This window comes from Pontivivens nitratireducens (assembly GCF_011290545.1).
GTDB classification, from domain to species: Bacteria; Pseudomonadota; Alphaproteobacteria; order Rhodobacterales; family Rhodobacteraceae; genus Pontivivens; species Pontivivens nitratireducens.
The window spans coordinates 17,779-35,998 of record NZ_CP049817.1 but is presented as its reverse complement, the minus strand read 5'-3'; the positions used below and the strand labels follow the sequence as shown (position 1 = coordinate 35,998).

The 18,220-nt window shown below is 63.0% G+C and carries 11 protein-coding genes; 6 read left to right on the top strand and 5 right to left on the bottom strand.

Annotated features, from left to right (window positions below):
* Positions 1–15: 15 nt before the first annotated feature.
* Positions 16–8,592, bottom strand: coding sequence for a PKD domain-containing protein (locus G8E03_RS17110; RefSeq protein ID WP_166195545.1), 8,577 nt, complete (start codon positions 8,590–8,592; stop codon positions 16–18).
* Between the two features lie 1,033 nt (positions 8,593–9,625).
* Here G8E03_RS17110 and G8E03_RS17105 point away from each other — a divergent pair.
* From G8E03_RS17105 to G8E03_RS17090, 4 genes are all read left to right on the top strand, one after another.
* Positions 9,626–10,108, top strand: a complete 483-nt coding sequence (locus G8E03_RS17105) for a phage tail protein (RefSeq protein WP_240910521.1) — start codon at positions 9,626–9,628, stop codon at positions 10,106–10,108.
* Positions 10,109–10,123: 15 nt separating this feature from the next.
* On the top strand, positions 10,124–10,642 hold the full coding sequence (locus G8E03_RS17100) for a phage tail protein (protein ID WP_166195539.1): 519 nt from the start codon (positions 10,124–10,126) through the stop codon (positions 10,640–10,642).
* Between the two features lie 10 nt (positions 10,643–10,652).
* Positions 10,653–11,192 (top strand): phage tail protein, encoded by a 540-nt coding sequence (locus tag G8E03_RS17095; RefSeq protein WP_166195536.1) that lies wholly within the window; start codon positions 10,653–10,655, stop codon positions 11,190–11,192.
* Positions 11,193–11,282: 90 nt separating this feature from the next.
* Positions 11,283–11,816: a GNAT family N-acetyltransferase gene (locus G8E03_RS17090; protein WP_166195533.1), complete on the top strand. Its 534-nt coding sequence runs from the start codon at positions 11,283–11,285 to the stop codon at positions 11,814–11,816.
* Between the two features lie 7 nt (positions 11,817–11,823).
* Here the strand turns inward: G8E03_RS17090 and G8E03_RS17085 are convergent, their stop codons facing one another.
* Positions 11,824–12,099 (bottom strand): DUF6916 family protein, encoded by a 276-nt coding sequence (locus G8E03_RS17085; protein ID WP_240910520.1) that lies wholly within the window; start codon positions 12,097–12,099, stop codon positions 11,824–11,826.
* Positions 12,100–12,264: 165 nt separating this feature from the next.
* The gene (locus G8E03_RS17080) at positions 12,265–12,720 is read right to left on the bottom strand and encodes an Lrp/AsnC family transcriptional regulator (protein WP_205793490.1); all 456 of its coding nucleotides are present in this window, start codon (positions 12,718–12,720) and stop codon (positions 12,265–12,267) included.
* 108 nt (positions 12,721–12,828) lie between these two features.
* Between G8E03_RS17080 and G8E03_RS17075 the strand changes: the two genes are divergently transcribed.
* The gene (locus tag G8E03_RS17075) at positions 12,829–14,025 is read left to right on the top strand and encodes a methionine gamma-lyase (RefSeq protein WP_166195524.1); all 1,197 of its coding nucleotides are present in this window, start codon (positions 12,829–12,831) and stop codon (positions 14,023–14,025) included.
* 84 nt (positions 14,026–14,109) lie between these two features.
* Here the strand turns inward: G8E03_RS17075 and G8E03_RS17070 are convergent, their stop codons facing one another.
* Complete coding sequence (locus tag G8E03_RS17070; RefSeq protein ID WP_166195521.1) at positions 14,110–15,255, bottom strand: ParB/RepB/Spo0J family partition protein; 1,146 nt, start codon at positions 15,253–15,255, stop codon at positions 14,110–14,112.
* 183 nt (positions 15,256–15,438) lie between these two features.
* The gene (locus G8E03_RS17065; protein WP_166195518.1) at positions 15,439–16,725 is read right to left on the bottom strand and encodes an AAA family ATPase; all 1,287 of its coding nucleotides are present in this window, start codon (positions 16,723–16,725) and stop codon (positions 15,439–15,441) included.
* Positions 16,726–17,194: 469 nt separating this feature from the next.
* Here G8E03_RS17065 and G8E03_RS17060 point away from each other — a divergent pair, with 469 nt between their 5' ends.
* Positions 17,195–17,920 carry a hypothetical protein gene (locus tag G8E03_RS17060; RefSeq protein ID WP_240910519.1) on the top strand — a complete coding sequence of 242 codons (726 nt, stop codon included), beginning with the start codon at positions 17,195–17,197 and terminating at the stop codon, positions 17,918–17,920.
* The last annotated feature ends 300 nt before the right edge of the window (positions 17,921–18,220 follow it).

Below are 18,220 nucleotides of genomic sequence, written 5' to 3'. Positions count from 1 at the left end.
TTCGGCAATCCAATGTCAGAACTGCATCTGATAGCCGAGGCTCAGCCCGTAGCTCTCGTAATCGCTAACACCGATACCGTCATAATAGGTTCCTGCGGTGAAGCTTTGATCCATCGAAATCTGGTGGTTGATGCCCAGCTCGACCCGGGCCCGTCCACCATCGTAATCGGGGGTGACGGTTGAGGCGTATCCGCTGCCGCTGGTATGCGACCAGATGCCTGACACACCGCCCCAAAGCTCCAGCTCCTCGGTGTTGACCGGCACCATGACGCTGAAATCCATACCGACCTCGATCTGGCCGAGCGTGATGCCCTGTTCGGGAATGGGGTTGCCCAGGCTGTCGATATAGCTGTCCTGATCGTCGGTGGTGTAGGACGCATCCACGAACGGCGAAAGCGTGGTGGCACCATAGGCAAGCTCACCCGCGACTTTCAGTTGCGCCAGCAAACGCGTCGTGTCGACGCTGTCCTCGTAGGTTCCGAAAGGAGAGACGTCGTTGTCGCTCTCACCATAGAGCAAGCGCCCCTCGAAATAGAGCGGCTGGACAGCACTGCGCGCCACGAAGTACGGCCCGACCATCCAGCCCGTGCCCCCGATCGAGGCACTGCCGGTATCCTCATTCAGATGATCGAACTGAAGCATTGCACCAACCAGCAGGTTTTCGTTTACGGTTCGGTGCGCGCCCAGGGCGCCGAACACATATTCGCTTCTGCTGTCGCCGTTATTCGTCCACGATGCGCTTGCCTGCGCCCAGACAGGGCTGTTCGCATTGGACGCAAAGTCCAAATTTCCCGTCTCCGGCGTTGCGACGAAATAGAACTCCCCACGCGGACTACCCGAAAGGAACGACATCAGATCCGGCTGGTTGAGCAGCAACTGGTTCGCCCGGGTCTGCATGTAGGACGCGATCAACTCCTGCGTTCGTTCAATGGTGAAATCGCTGATAACAACCAGATTGGATGCCAGATTGCCGTTTCCGGCGGCATCGGCGGCAACGTTGGCAGGAACGGAAACCTGAACATCCCCGGTCCCCGAGGCGCGCAAATTCGCGATATACGATGCATCGCTGCCACTCACCCCGGTCACGATTGCATTGGTGCTGCTGATGTCAGCGGCAGTAAAGCCCGTCACCGGCTCCGAGAACGTGATGTTGAGGGTGAACGCCCCTTCCCCTTCAAGCGCGTCAGGCGCGCCCGAAATGCTGACCGTCGGCGCGGTCCCGTCATAAACGGCGCTGACCGTGTTCGAGGCGTCGTTGCTGTTGCCCGCCGGATCCGTAAACGTACCAGCGGCCACGGAAAGGGTGACGGCGCCATCACTGTCCGGCGTCACTGTGGCGGTATAACTGCTTCCCCCGCCGCTAAGCGTCGCCGTGGCATTGGCCAACGTCAGATCGCTGGCGTCAAAGTCGCTGCTGTCCTCGGACAGGGTAATCACCGCGGTATAGGTGCCGTTGGTCGGACCACTCAATGTACCGATAGATATCGTCGGTGAGGTATCGTCGCCAATAAAGTCGACCTCGGTGGGATCGGAATCATTCATCGCCACGTCCGTTGCGACAATCGTGATCACACCCGATTGTTGCGGCGTATCAGAGGTAACGGTGAACGCGCCGGTGCTGGCATCCGCCGTCACGCTTTGCGTGCTGCCATCCGGGAACGTTACCGTCACGGTGCTTCCCGGTTCCACAGTGCCGGACAGATCCACATGGCTGTCCGATGTCGCAGTCAACGTGACAACGACCGGCTCCTCCGGCGGCGTCGTGTCCGTCACGCTCACCACGAAGCTCTGTTGTACGGCGGCATTCCCCGCGCTGTCCTGCGCGTCCACGACTACGGTTGTGGCACCGACGGGAAAGTCAAACGGGCTGGTGATAACCGTGCCGTCGATCGAGAATGTCGGCAGGATCGTCTCACCGGAATTGTCGGTAATCGTCGCAGTCAGCACGACGGAGGCCGTGTTGACCCCCGGATCTGTGTCCACCGCAATATCCCCGATACCAGCAATGACCGGGGCTTCCGTATCAGGCGGCGGCGTGATGGTGATCGTCACGCTGTCCGCAACCGAGGTCGCGCCGTCATCATCCGTCACAACCAGATCGAAGACATGCGTCACCGCACTGTCGTTCGAGGTCAGAGAACTGTCGGTGAAGCTCGGGTTCTGCGCCGTCGCGCTCGACAGGCTGATATTGCCCGCATCGCCGGTGCCGCCGGTCCGCGTCCAGGAATAGCCCGCAATGGTGCCATCCGCATCGCTGCCCGATCCCGACAGCGTCACTTGCGTGCCCGACACGACAGACTGGTCCGGCCCGGCCACCGCGAGGGGGGCCGCGTTGTCCGGCGGCGTGATGGTGATCGTCACGCTGTCCGCAACCGAGGTCGCGCCGTCATCATCCGTCACAACCAGATCGAAGACATGCGTCACCGCACTGTCGTTCGAGGTCAGAGAACTGTCGGTGAAGCTCGGGCTCTGCGCCGTCGCGCTCGACAGGCTGATATTGCCCGCATCGCCGGTGCCGCCGGTCCGCGTCCAGGAATAGCCCGCAATGGTGCCATCCGCATCGCTGCCCGATCCCGACAGCGTCACTTGCGTGCCCGACACGACAGACTGATCCGGCCCGGCCACCGCGAGGGGGGCCGCGTTGTCCGGCGGCGTGATGGTGATCGTCACGCTGTCCGCAACCGAGGTCGCGCCGTCATCATCCGTCACAACCAGATCGAAGACATGCGTCACCGCACTGTCGTTCGAGGTCAGAGAACTGTCGGTGAAGCTCGGGCTCTGCGCCGTCGCGCTCGACAGGCTGACATTGCCCGCATCGCCGGTCCCGCCGGTCCGCGTCCAAGAATAGCCCGCAATGGTGCCATCCGCATCGCTGCCCGATCCCGACAGCGTCACTTGCGTGCCCGACACGACAGACTGATCCGGCCCGGCCACCGCGAGGGGGGCCGCGTTGTCCGGCGGCGTGATGGTGATCGTCACGCTGTCCGCAACCGAGGTCGCGCCGTCATCATCCGTCACAACCAGATCGAAGACATGCGTCACCGCACTGTCGTTCGAGGTCAGAGAACTGTCGGTGAAGCTCGGGCTCTGCGCCGTCGCGCTCGACAGGCTGACATTGCCCGCATCGCCGGTCCCGCCGGTCCGCGTCCAAGAATAGCCCGCAATGGTGCCATCCGCATCGCTGCCCGATCCCGACAGCGTCACTTGCGTGCCCGACACGACAGACTGATCCGGCCCGGCCACCGCGAGGGGGGCCGCGTTGTCCGGCGGCGTGATGGTGATCGTCACGCTGTCCGCAACCGAGGTCGCGCCGTCATCATCCGTCACAACCAGATCGAAGACATGCGTCACCGCACTGTCGTTCGAGGTCAGAGAACTGTCGGTGAAGCTCGGGCTCTGCGCCGTCGCGCTCGACAGGCTGACATTGCCCGCATCGCCGGTGCCGCCGGTCCGCGTCCAGGCATAGCCCGCAATGGTGCCATCCGCATCGCTGCCCGATCCCGACAGCGTCACTTGCGTGCCCGACACGACAGACTGGTCCGGCCCGGCCACCGCGAGGGGGGCCGCGTTGTCCGGCGGCGTGATGGTGATCGTCACGCTGTCCGCAACCGAGGTCGCGCCGTCATCATCCGTCACAACCAGATCGAAGACATGCGTCACCGCACTGTCGTTCGAGGTCAGAGAACTGTCGGTGAAGCTCGGGCTCTGCGCCGTCGCGCTCGACAGGCTGACATTGCCCGCATCGCCGGTCCCGCCGGTCCGCGTCCAAGAATAGCCCGCAATGGTGCCATCCGCATCGCTGCCCGATCCCGACAGCGTCACTTGCGTGCCCGACACGACAGACTGATCCGGCCCGGCCACCGCGAGGGGGGCCGCGTTGTCCGGCGGCGTGATGGTGATCGTCACGCTGTCCGCAACCGAGGTCGCGCCGTCATCATCCGTCACAACCAGATCGAAGACATGCGTCACCGCACTGTCGTTCGAGGTCAGAGAACTGTCGGTGAAGCTCGGGCTCTGCGCCGTCGCGCTCGACAGGCTGACATTGCCCGCATCGCCGGTCCCGCCGGTCCGCGTCCAAGAATAGCCCGCAATGGTGCCATCCGCATCGCTGCCCGATCCCGACAGCGTCACTTGCGTGCCCGACACGACAGACTGATCCGGCCCGGCCACCGCGAGGGGGGCCGCGTTGTCCGGCGGCGTGATGGTGATCGTCACGCTGTCCGCAACCGAGGTCGCGCCGTCATCATCCGTCACAACCAGATCGAAGACATGCGTCACCGCACTGTCGTTCGAGGTCAGAGAACTGTCGGTGAAGCTCGGGCTCTGCGCCGTCGCGCTCGACAGGCTGACATTGCCCGCATCGCCGGTCCCGCCGGTCCGCGTCCAAGAATAGCCCGCAATGGTGCCATCCGCATCGCTGCCCGATCCCGACAGCGTCACTTGCGTGCCCGACACGACAGACTGATCCGGCCCGGCCACCGCGAGGGGGGCCGCGTTGTCCGGCGGCGTGATGGTGATCGTCACGCTGTCCGCAACCGAGGTCGCGCCGTCATCATCCGTCACAACCAGATCGAAGACATGCGTCACCGCACTGTCGTTCGAGGTCAGAGAACTGTCGGTGAAGCTCGGGCTCTGCGCCGTCGCGCTCGACAGGCTGATATTGCCCGCATCGCCGGTGCCACCGGTCCGCGTCCAGGCATAGCCCGCAATGGTGCCATCCGCATCGCTGCCCGATCCCGACAGCGTCACTTGCGTGCCCGACACGACAGACTGGTCCGGCCCGGCCACCGCGAGGGGGGCCGCGTTGTCCGGCGGCGTGATGGTGATCGTCACGCTGTCCGCAACCGAGGTCGCGCCGTCATCATCCGTCACAACCAGATCGAAGACATGCGTCACCGCACTGTCGTTCGAGGTCAGAGAACTGTCGGTGAAGCTCGGGCTCTGCGCCGTCGCGCTCGACAGGCTGATATTGCCCGCATCGCCGGTGCCACCGGTCCGCGTCCAGGCATAGCCCGCAATGGTGCCATCCGCATCGCTGCCCGATCCCGACAGCGTCACTTGCGTGCCCGACACGACAGACTGGTCCGGCCCGGCCACCGCGAGGGGGGCCGCGTTGTCCGGCGGCGTGATGGTGATCGTCACGCTGTCCGCAACCGAGGTCGCGCCGTCATCATCCGTCACAACCAGATCGAAGACATGCGTCACCGCACTGTCGTTCGAGGTCAGAGAACTGTCGGTGAAGCTCGGGCTCTGCGCCGTCGCGCTCGACAGGCTGATATTGCCCGCATCGCCGGTGCCGCCGGTCCGCGTCCAAGAATAGCCCGCAATGGTGCCATCCGCATCGCTGCCCGATCCCGACAGCGTCACTTGCGTGCCCGACACGACAGACTGATCCGGCCCGGCCACCGCGAGGGGGGCCGCGTTGTCCGGCGGCGTGATGGTGATCGTCACGCTGTCCGCAACCGAGGTCGCGCCGTCATCATCCGTCACAACCAGATCGAAGACATGCGTCACCGCACTGTCGTTCGAGGTCAGAGAACTGTCGGTGAAGCTCGGGCTCTGCGCCGTCGCGCTCGACAGGCTGACATTGCCCGCATCGCCGGTGCCGCCGGTCCGCGTCCAAGAATAGCCCGCAATGGTGCCATCCGCATCGCTGCCCGATCCCGACAGCGTCACTTGCGTGCCCGACACGACAGACTGATCCGGCCCGGCCACCGCGAGGGGGGCCGCGTTGTCCGGCGGCGTGATGGTGATCGTCACGCTGTCCGCAACCGAGGTCGCGCCGTCATCATCCGTCACAACCAGATCGAAGACATGCGTCACCGCACTGTCGTTCGAGGTCAGAGAACTGTCGGTGAAGCTCGGGCTCTGCGCCGTCGCGCTCGACAGGCTGACATTGCCCGCATCGCCGGTCCCGCCGGTCCGCGTCCAAGAATAGCCCGCAATGGTGCCATCCGCATCGCTGCCCGATCCCGACAGCGTCACTTGCGTGCCCGACACGACAGACTGATCCGGCCCGGCCACCGCGAGGGGGGCCGCGTTGTCCGGCGGCGTGATGGTGATCGTCACGCTGTCCGCAACCGAGGTCGCGCCGTCATCATCCGTCACAACCAGATCGAAGACATGCGTCACCGCACTGTCGTTCGAGGTCAGAGAACTGTCGGTGAAGCTCGGGCTCTGCGCCGTCGCGCTCGACAGGCTGACATTGCCCGCATCGCCGGTCCCGCCGGTCCGCGTCCAAGAATAGCCCGCAATGGTGCCATCCGCATCGCTGCCCGATCCCGACAGCGTCACTTGCGTGCCCGACACGACAGACTGATCCGGCCCGGCCACCGCGAGGGGGGCCGCGTTGTCCGGCGGCGTGATGGTGATCGTCACGCTGTCCGCAACCGAGGTCGCGCCGTCATCATCCGTCACAACCAGATCGAAGACATGCGTCACCGCACTGTCGTTCGAGGTCAGAGAACTGTCGGTGAAGCTCGGGCTCTGCGCCGTCGCGCTCGACAGGCTGACATTGCCCGCATCGCCGGTCCCGCCGGTCCGCGTCCAAGAATAGCCCGCAATGGTGCCATCCGCATCGCTGCCCGATCCCGACAGCGTCACTTGCGTGCCCGACACGACAGACTGGTCCGGCCCGGCCACCGCGAGGGGGGCCGCGTTGTCCGGCGGCGTGATGGTGATCGTCACGCTGTCCGCAACCGAGGTCGCGCCGTCATCATCCGTCACAACCAGATCGAAGACATGCGTCACCGCACTGTCGTTCGAGGTCAGAGAACTGTCGGTGAAGCTCGGGCTCTGCGCCGTCGCGCTCGACAGGCTGACATTGCCCGCATCGCCGGTCCCGCCGGTCCGCGTCCAAGAATAGCCCGCAATGGTGCCATCCGCATCGCTGCCCGATCCCGACAGCGTCACTTGCGTGCCCGACACGACAGACTGATCCGGCCCGGCCACCGCGAGGGGGGCCGCGTTGTCCGGCGGCGTGATGGTGATCGTCACGCTGTCCGCAACCGAGGTCGCGCCGTCATCATCCGTCACAACCAGATCGAAGACATGCGTCACCGCACTGTCGTTCGAGGTCAGAGAACTGTCGGTGAAGCTCGGGCTCTGCGCCGTCGCGCTCGACAGGCTGACATTGCCCGCATCGCCGGTCCCGCCGGTCCGCGTCCAAGAATAGCCCGCAATGGTGCCATCCGCATCGCTGCCCGATCCCGACAGCGTCACTTGCGTGCCCGACACGACAGACTGATCCGGCCCGGCCACCGCGAGGGGGGCCGCGTTGTCCGGCGGCGTGATGGTGATCGTCACGCTGTCCGCAACCGAGGTCGCGCCGTCATCATCCGTCACAACCAGATCGAAGACATGCGTCACCGCACTGTCGTTCGAGGTCAGAGAACTGTCGGTGAAGCTCGGGCTCTGCGCCGTCGCGCTCGACAGGCTGACATTGCCCGCATCGCCGGTCCCGCCGGTCCGCGTCCAAGAATAGCCCGCAATGGTGCCATCCGCATCGCTGCCCGATCCCGACAGCGTCACTTGCGTGCCCGACACGACAGACTGATCCGGCCCGGCCACCGCGAGGGGGGCCGCGTTGTCCGGCGGCGTGATGGTGATCGTCACGCTGTCCGCAACCGAGGTCGCGCCGTCATCATCCGTCACAACCAGATCGAAGACATGCGTCACCGCACTGTCGTTCGAGGTCAGAGAACTGTCGGTGAAGCTCGGGCTCTGCGCCGTCGCGCTCGACAGGCTGATATTGCCCGCATCGCCGGTGCCGCCGGTCCGCGTCCAAGAATAGCCCGCAATGGTGCCATCCGCATCGCTGCCCGATCCCGACAGCGTCACTTGCGTGCCCGACACGACAGACTGATCCGGCCCGGCCACCGCGAGGGGGGCCGCGTTGTCCGGCGGCGTGATGGTGATCGTCACGCTGTCCGCAACCGAGGTCGCGCCGTCATCATCCGTCACAACCAGATCGAAGACATGCGTCACCGCACTGTCGTTCGAGGTCAGAGAACTGTCGGTGAAGCTCGGGCTCTGCGCCGTCGCGCTCGACAGGCTGATATTGCCCGCATCGCCGGTGCCGCCGGTCCGCGTCCAAGAATAGCCCGCAATGGTGCCATCCGCATCGCTGCCCGATCCCGACAGCGTCACTTGCGTGCCCGAGGCCACCGATTGCGCAATCCCCGCATCGGCCGTGGGCACCGCGTTGCCCGTCCCGCGAATTGAGAACGTATATGGGTCTTCATCGTCATCATCTGACCGAATGGTGACTGTCGCTGTCTTCGTTCCGCCCGAGGCCGGATTGAAACGGATAGAGAACGTGTTCACGCCCGAGCTTGCCACGGTTCCGGAGTTGGTCAGGTCGGCGGTAATCTGAAAGTCCGTTGTATTGGATATCGCCAGGGCGTCCGCACCGAAGGTCAGGGCCGACGTGCCGTTGTTTTCCGCCCGGAAACTGTTGGTGGCGTTCGAGCCGACATTAACAGTGCCAAAATCCGTACCAAGCGCCGCCGTGATCGTTGTACTTCCGTCACCGATATCGGCATTGTCCGCGCTGTTGCGGACGTCCAGCTCGGGCGCCGCGCCGCCACTCATGCCTCCTGTAGTGCCGCTGAACGTATACGTGAAGGGGACAAACGACGCGCCCGCGACCGGGGATACCGTACATCCGGCATTACAATCCAACGTAACAACCCAGGTGCTGCCGCCAACTGTTCCAGACCCGGACGCCGATGATACATGGTAGAACAGATCGCCCGTATTCGAGACAATTCGAAAGTTCGCGTTGCCGGTATCATAGACCGGCTGAATAAAGAGAAACTCGTCACTTATCTGATCTTCGTAGGGAACATCGTGATTTATCATGCAAGTATCTTGAATCAGGTTCAGAGCATACTCATTAGGCGATACCATATTCGTACAATCGGTGATTGCCGCATGCGCCGCCTGAGGCGATCCCAACATCAGCATGAGGCTCAGGATTGTGGAAAACAGCACGCTCAAGGTGAATGACATCCGAACGCCTGAAACATGCCGACACCAGTTTGCAGCAGTTTTCAAAATGGCCAAGCGGTCAGCATAGATCATCAGTCGTTCCCCCAGAATGATCCCAAAATGATCAAGGCCCGCCCCCTGAACAGATTTGTATAGCGCGGCAAGTCGGCAGCACGGTCGGATAGCTTTCACATCCGACTCAATATTGATAGCCAAGAATAAAATTGCTGCGCGATCAACTTAAATTTCCACTTACAGTAGTCACCATACGAATGACCACTGTTTTTTTGCCAAATTTATCGTCCAGCTTCGACGGCGCGCAACACACATGCACCGCCATAAATGCTCACCGGATTTTCCTGTGAAGCGTAAATCCTCGGCGCTTCGATTTTCTGGCACCTCATCGAGATTTCGGCGGAGACCTCACGCGCCCATCCATTTTTCCGAGCATTATCAATACATAATCAATATTCGGAGTTTTATGTTGCCATAAATACAAAATACATGTCAGAGTTGCGGAATATACTGCGTGATACTATAAGATTTTACTGTAATGTCTAATCTTACCAAGTAGATAGCAATTAAATAGCCGGTGGGGGTCCTCGTGTCAGAACCATTTCTTGCTGAAGTTCGAATGTTCGGATTCAATTTTCCGCCACGCGGATGGGCTTTTCTGGACGGGCAAATAATGCCGATCAACCAGAACCAGTCTCTCTATTCTCTTCTGGGCACAAATTTCGGCGGGGATGGTACGACGTCATTCGCATTGCCGGATTTGCGCGGCCGCACGCCCATGCACACGAGCGATAGTTATCCCTTCGCTCAACAGGGCGGCACGGAGAGTGTCGCGTTGACTGCGGCGGAAATCCCACCGCATTCCCACACGGCCAAGGCTTCATCCGCTCTTGGGGACAGTGCCGACCCGTCCGGGCATGTACTCGCCGCGACAGCTGCGCCGGACCTAGCATATCGCAATCCCGAAGCGGGCAGCACCACAGCCCTGCACAGTGGCACTGTCGCGAATGCCGGTGGCGGGCAGACCCATAACAACATGCAGCCCTACACCACCGTAAGTTTCTGCATCGCGCTGCGGGGTATCTACCCCTCGCGCAACTAGTCCCGGAGGACAGATATGTCAGAACCCTATGTTGGCGAAATTCGGATGTTTGCCGGTAACTTCGCGCCGTATAGCTGGGCCTTCTGCGATGGTCAGCTGCTCGCAATAGCCCAGAATGACGCCCTGTATTCGCTTTTGGGGACAATTTACGGCGGCGATGGCCGCACGACGTTCGGGCTGCCGGATATGCGCGGTCGCATACCCCTGCACCATGGCACCGGCCCGGGGCTGAGCACGCGACGCCTGGGCAGCAAGGGCGGAGCCGAGAAAGAAACGCTCACAACCAATCAACTGCCCAGCCATGCGCATGATTTCAACGCCAATACATCGGATGCGAATGTGGACACCCCCACCGGCAAGGTGGTGGCAAAGGGCGCCGGCGTTTCATTCTACAAGGCGGCGGGCCAGAATATGAGTATGGCCAGTGACGTGATTTCACATGCTGGCGGCTCTTCTTCGCATACCAACCTGATGCCCACGCTTTGCGTCCATTTCATTATTGCCCTGTACGGCATTTACCCAAGTCGCACTTAGGAGGCCTGACATGTCGGAACCCTTTATTGCCGAAATCCGTATCTTTGCCGGGACTTTCGCGCCGCTTGGCTGGGCCTTCTGCGATGGGCAACTGCTGCCGGTTGCCAACAACACGGCCCTGTTTTCGCTGATCGGCACGACATATGGCGGTGACGGGCGCAGCACCATGGCACTGCCCAACCTGCAAGGTCGCGCGCCGATGCATCCGGGCCGCGGCCCCGGCCTGACCGCCCGCCGTTTGGGGGAGAGGATCGGCACCGAAACAGTCACCCTTACAGACCCGCAGATCCCCTCGCATTCACATATCGCCAGGGCGACGTACGAAGCAGCCGACCCCGACCTCGGCCCAAGCAATAGCGCCTCGCTTGCACGATCGCTCGGCTTTCCGGCGAAACAGATATATCAGACGAACACAGGCTCCAACCTGGTCGATATGGCGAGCGAGACCATCGGCACGACCGGCGGCGGGCAATCCCATACCAACATGCAACCCTTTCTGGTGATGAACTTCATTATCGCACTGGTCGGGCTGTACCCATCGCGCGGCTAGTCCGGGAACGGCTGCGAAGGGTTCGCGCCGCAGCGCTGATCGGAACAGCCCCACCAGCATGGAGATGTCAGTGTCGCCCTCACCGCAGGTATGATTCAGAAAGGCGCCGCGCGTTTGCCGTACTTCCCCCTGATTGACCACGCGTCCCGCCACGCGATCCGTTATCGCCCGATGATTGCCGACGATATGGCGTTCTTGTCGCGCCTCTATCGTTCAACGCGTGAGGGTGAGCTGTCTCGCACCCCCTGGGGGGAGCCGGAAAAGCAGGCCTTCATCGACATGCAGTTTTCGGCCCAGCACGATCATTATCAAAAGCATTATCCCGACGCCTCGTGGCTGATCGTCGAACAGAAACAACAGCGCATCGGCAGGCTCTATCTGGAGCGGTGGGCATCCGAGCATCGAATTATCGACATCGCCCTGATGCCCGAGGCGCGCGGCCAGGGCATCGGCGGTGCCATACTGATGGACCTGATGCAGGGCGCGACAGCCGATTGCGCAAAGGGCATCGGCATCCACGTTGAAAAGCAAAACCCGGCGATGTCGTTATATCTGCGTCTGGGTTTCAAGGTCGTCGAGGACAAGGGCGTCTACAACCTGCTGCGCTGGACGCCATCAGCGTAAGAGTTCCTCACGTAAAGATCGCCTCATACTGATAGCCGACCTGCTTTTGCGCGACGGGCACCAGAAAGATGTCATGCGCGCCGATTTCAGCTTGCGACAGACGGTAGGTGGCCTGCGGCAGCGCCGGGTCCAAAGGCCCCTGCCAAAGCAGTGCAAATGCGCCCCCCTTGCGCTCACCGGCCCCCAGTTTCTTGACCTCGACAAGTTCAAGATCAATTTCTGCCTCGGTTGAGGTAATGGTGAACACGAAACCTTCCAATTTGGAAAAGTCTTCGGCAGTCATAGTGTTTAGATCGGCCATTTCACACGCAGCTTTCTGAGGGATTCAGGTATCTTCGGATAGGTTGACTTGATGATTAAAGCAAGTGGAGCCTCAAGTCTCCACCACACTGTTCCAGCGCGGACAAATCTTCACCCCCGGCCATGCCCTCGGCATCACTTCGCGCGCTCAGACCACGGGCAGAACGCTGGTGCGCTTGACCACGCCATAAACAAAACTGGTGTCGATGGACGCGATGCCGCCGATCGTGTGCAACCGCCTGCGCACGAACCGCTCGTAATCGGGCAGATCGGCCACCACGACGCGCAGCAGGTAATCCTGCACGCCCGTCATCACGAAGCATTCCAGCACCTGATCCACCCGCGCCACCGCCGCCTCGAACTGCTGCACCGCCTCCTCGGTATGACGCGCCAGCGAAACCCGCACGAAGACCGTCACCGGCAGGCCATAAGCGGCCTCATCCACATGCGCGGCATAGCCCCGGATCGCGCCGGACTTCTCCAGATTGCGCACGCGGCGCAGACAGGGTGAGGGCGACAGGTTCACCTCCGCCGCCAGGTCCTGATTGGTCATGCGCGCATCGCGCTGCAAGGCGCGAACAATCTGCCGATCCTTCTGATCCATGCGGGCCTCCATTGGCATAATATTCCAATATTGTAACAAATGCGGGCAGGATTGGCAATTTCAAAGCTCCGTTTCCATCCCATGATGCCGCATCACACGGAGGACATCATGACCGACAGCTTCGCCACCCGCGCCATTCACCACGGCTACGATCCCATGCAGAACGAGGGCGCGCTGACCCCTCCCCTGCACCTGACGTCCACCTTCGCCTTCGACACGGCGGAGCATGGCGGCCAGATGTTCGCGGGGGAGCGGCCGGGCCACGTCTATTCCCGCATCTCGAACCCCACCACCGACCTGCTGGAGCGGCGCATCGCGGTGCTGGAGGGGGGCGAGGCCGGCCTTGCGCTGTCGTCAGGGATGGGGGCCATCACCTCCACCATGTGGACCCTGCTCGCGCCGGGGGATGAGGTGATCCTGGACAAGACCCTCTACGGTTGCACGTTCTCGTTCATGCAGCACGGGCTGGCGAAGTTCGGCATCACCGTGACCCATATCGATCTGACCGACCCTGCCAACCTCGAAGCTGCCATCGGTCCCCGCACCAGGGTCGTGTATTTCGAGACGCCGGCGAACCCCAACATGCGGCTGGTGGACATTGCCGCCACGGCGGAGATTGCCCACGCCGCCGGGGCTGTGGTGGTGGTGGACAACACCTATGCCACCCCCTACCTGACCCGGCCGATCGAACACGGAGCGGACATCGTGGTGCATTCGGCCACCAAGTATCTGGGCGGGCACGGCGATGTCGTGGCGGGGCTGCTGGTGGGTTCGGCCGAGATGGTGGAACAGATCCGCCTTTACGGCATGAAGGACATGACCGGCGCCGTCATGGCCCCTTTCAATGCGATGATGATCCTGCGCGGGCTCAAAACGCTGGAGCTGCGGATGGACCGTGTCTGCGCCAGCGCCCACACCATCGCGCGGATGCTCGATTCCACGCCCGGCGTGGCCAGCGTGCACTACCCTGCCCTGCCCGGCTTTGCACAATATGAACTTGCGCAGCGGCAGATGGCCCAAGCCGGCGGCATGATCGCGTTCGAGTTGGAGGGCGGTCTGGATGCGGGTCGCGCGATGATGGACCGGCTGCACCTGATCACGCGGGCGGTCAGCCTCGGCGATGCGGAGACGTTGATCCAGCATCCCGCCAGCATGACCCATTCGACCTACACCCCGCAGGAGCGGGCCGAGCATGGCATCGCGGAGGGGCTGGTGCGTCTGTCCGTCGGATTGGAGGGGGTGGAGGATTTGCTGGCCGATCTGCGGCAGGCGCTGCGCCCTGCCCCGCACCGGGCCGTCGCGTGACTGTTCCCCGCGGGGAATAGGTCAGCACTTCACACCCATTCCCCGCGGGGAACCCCCCCGCCCGTCCGCCAACACGCGACCCACTTAGTTGGAATCGAGCGCCCGCAGGAAGGCCAGAACCGCCTGCTCCATCCGGCTGGCCTCGTAATCCGAGAAGTCCTTGTCCAGCTTCAGTTCCACCCGCCCGGCGCTGGCGACCAGTTTCGCCGTGCCCTCGGGCCGCTCGATGCGCAGGGTCGTCTTGCCGCGCGGCTTGGCCGTCTGGCTCATCTTGTCGCTGCCGGTGCGCGCCGGGGTCGCCGTCTCCGCCGCGCCGCCGGCGAAACGGCGCAGCACGGCCAGTTCCTCCTCCACCGTGCGGTTGGGCATGTCGCGCAGCGCGCGCACGATGGCGCCCTGCACCTCCGGCATTTCAGACAGGCGGTTGCGCAGGCTCAGCCCCAGCGCGCGGGGGATTTCCTCGGGATATTCCAGATGCTGCTCCAACACCTCCAGCAACAGGGTGAAGCTACGGATATAGCTGCGCTTTTGCGCGCTGGAGGACGCGTAGAGCAGCCGGATCGCCTCCTCCACCCCCGGTGCGCCGACCTGCGGATCGACGGCATAGTCACGGGCCAGCGCCGCCATCTCGGCAAAGGAGATATTCTTGCGCACCAAATTTTCATCGACCATCCGGCGATAGAGCATGTCCACCCCCTGCCCCGCCGGCGCGATGCCTGCGGGGATGGTGGCATAGCTCTCGTCGTTCTCAGCCAGCGCGCGAAACGCGGCCAGCCGTCGGTAGCCCTGGATCAGCTCATAGGTTCCATCCTCCGCCTGCTCGACCTGAATCGGGTTCGACAGCCCGACCTCGCGGATCGAGGCGATCAGGTCGCGCAGATCGGCATCCGCCTTGGTATGGCGGTCGCGGACCAGCTTGCTCATCTTCACGGCGTCCAGCGGGATGCGCGCGACAATCAGGCCCTGTTTCTTGAGCGCTACGAATTCATGGGCCAGCCGGTCATTCTCCGCCCGGATGGCCTCAACCGTATCCGCCCGCGCGGCGCGGCTGTCGCCGGTTTCGCGCACAGCGGTGGCCATGGGGCCGCGCCGCCCGGCTGGGCCGGTGCCGCGCGTGGACGTATCCGGGGCCGCATCGCCGGATGCTGTTTTGCCTGCATTGCCAGGCACTGTGCTCGGCGCCGGGTCGTCCGGCAGGTCGATCTGAAAGGTGCGTCGCTTACGGCTCATCATACTCTCCTCTCACACACGCGGCCCGATCCGAGGGGGCCCGCAGGGTGCGGTGTCTCGGTCGGTCGGGTGCGTGCGAGGGGCCGCACTGCCACGCCAACTTGACCGCATATCGTTAACATTTCGTAACCCTTCCCCGCGGGGAATAGGTATCGCGTCCTGACCCATTCCCCGCGGGGAACCTCACTCCACATCGTCCCAGACTCCGATCAGATGGTCGCGGAATTCCAGATACGCCCGGTCGAAACTGTCACGCGCCCGCCGCCAGGTGGCGCGCGTCATGTCGCGGTAATCCACCTCGTAGATCGAGGACAGGAACCGGCCCGACTGCTCCACCGCGCGGGTCAGCTCGATGGGATGCTCCGTCATCCGCTCCCCCCAGACCTTGCGAAAGGCGTCGAACATGGCGCGATGCAATTCATTGCCCGGCTCATAGCGCGTCATCAGAAAGCGCATTTCGTGAAAGCTCTTGGGCAGGTCCAGGTTCCCCGCGGGGAAGCCATGGGCCAGATCCTCCAGCGCCTCGGACAATTGCCCGACAAAGGAGGTGGTGGAATCGTACTCCCAATATCCCGGCCCCGACGGCACCCACAACACATCCGCCGCAAAGACCGCGTTCATCGACTGATAGCCGATGGCCGGGGGGCAGTCGAAGATCACGATGTCGTAGCTGTCATCGGGCAGGGCATCCAGCCAGCGATCGATGGCGGCAAAGAAGGACCACTCGGGATTGATGTGGCGATACTGGGCGGAGGCGAACTCGACAAAGGCCGCGTTGGCGCAGCTGGGCACGATGTCGATGGTGGGCCAGGCCGTCGGCTTGATGAAGTCCGTCACCCGCAACGCCCCCAACCCCATGTCGAGGATCGAGGAGGGCAGATCGCGGCGCGGCACGCTGCGCCCCGATTCGGCCGCGACCGGCGCGGCGTTCTGCTCGGCGGTCTGACGCTCCAGATCGCGCACCATGATGCCCCAGACGGTGTGATCCTCGCTGACGTCGTTGAGCCCCATCGAATGGCTGAGCGTCGCCTGCGGATCGAAGTCCACCGCCAGCACGCGGTAGCCGTCCAGGGCAGCGGCGTGGGCGAAGTGCAGCGCCACGGTGGACTTGCCCGCGCCGCCCTTGAAGTTCGCGATGGCGGCACGGATGGCGCGCTTGCCCTCGGGGCGGGGGGGCAGCAACGACTTGCGCCCGATCCGCATGCGCCGGCGCAGCTCGTTGATCTCCTCAAGGCTGAACCAGCGCTGGCGCCCGTCCACCTCGACATTCCCCGCGGGGAAGGAGGGGTCGGCGGCCAGCTTGCCGCGAAAGGTGTTCTGGTTGATGCCCAGGATCAACTCCGCCACCTCCCATGAGGAGAAGCGGCGCAGGGTCTTGGTCATCTCGGGCGAGAAGGTCTGCTCGCGTATCCAGCCCTGCATCTTGAGCGAGCGGGCCTGAAGGGTGGCGAGGTCGGTGTGGTCGAACATGGGCATTTCCCCAAAACGTAAAATCAGCTTCATTCGTGAAATACGCCGAATTTGCCAAAGGAGCAATTTCTTTCCATGCTGGCAAAGGTAAACGGTTCCCCGCGGGGAAAGCCCTTTGCTGCAAGGCGATGGGGCGGGGGACACTGATTCGCTGTTGCCTTGGCCCTGGCGCGCCATATTGGGGGACAGGGCGAGAGGTTCCGCTACAGATTGGGGGACATTTGCCCGCGAATGGGGGACAGCCTGCATGTCACCCTATACCATTGATACCTGACTTTATTCTTTGAAGGTGATCGGGACGGGGCGGGGCGTTAACCGATCCTTGACAGAATCGGGTTATCAAACGCTAATCCTTCAAGAGCAGTGAAAAGCGTTTCGATGAGAGTCGGCCCGGTTCCTGTCGCCCGAAACGTCGGGGCCGATGGAGGATCAGAGAGCAGACCCGCAAACGCACCGGAAGGCAGGACCGATGCGGGCGACAGATGGCAAGCAGGCGTTCATGGGGCAGGGCGCCGCGGAACGCAAATACGATCTTCTCACCGCGCTTGGCGCGTGGGGGATGGGGCAGGGCGGTGCGGAGGCGATGCTGGCCTTGCGGCTGAGCACGCTGATCACGGCCCGGTACAATTGGCGGCGCGATGAGTTGACCACCGGCCAGCGTGAGATCGCGGCGCTGTGGTCGGTGGACACGCGCACGGTCAAGCGGCAGATGGCGCGGTTGCGTGAGCTTGGCTGGTTGGTGCTGGTGCGGCAGGGCGCGCGGGGCCGGGTGGCGGTCTACCGGCTGAACACGGCCGCGATCCTGCATGCCACGCGCGACAGTTTCGCGAATGTCGGCCCGGATTTCCTCGCGCGGATGACGGGTGATGGCACGGGCAATGACTCGGGGGCGCAGCCGGATGGGCAAGCACGGAAGCAGGCGGGCAATGTCGTGCGCTTTCCCGGCATCGCGGAGCCGGACGGGCAGGATGCGGGATGGGCGCGGATCTCGGACCGGTTGCAACGGGCGAATCCCCATACCCATGCGGCCTGGATTGCTGGTTTGGCTGGGCGGGTCGAGGAGGATCGTCTGATCCTGCGCGCGCCCAGCCGGTTTCATGCGCGGCATGTCTCCACCCACTTGCGCGACACGATCTACAGCATGGCGGCCCTGGACGGCATCCGGCGGATCAGCATCGAGGGGATCGACCGCTAGGCGGGGCGTGCCGGGGGTGCTGTGCCAATTCAACGCGGCATGAACAAGGCGTTGGAGGGAACCGCGCCGATCGTGGTCACCGCCGGCAACGGTTACAATGGCTAGGTGCATTAGGGGCTAGAGAGAGCAGGTCGTACTTAAGATGCTGCTTGCATTGCTTGATTTCTCTATAGAGCTGATTGCCTCGTAATACGGCGCAATCTTGCAGAAGTCAGTTTTCGGTCCTTCATATTTGCCTTCGCGACGCGCCACCGGATGTGTCGGGTGGCCAAGTGGGTACATGATTTTCTTCTTGGCATC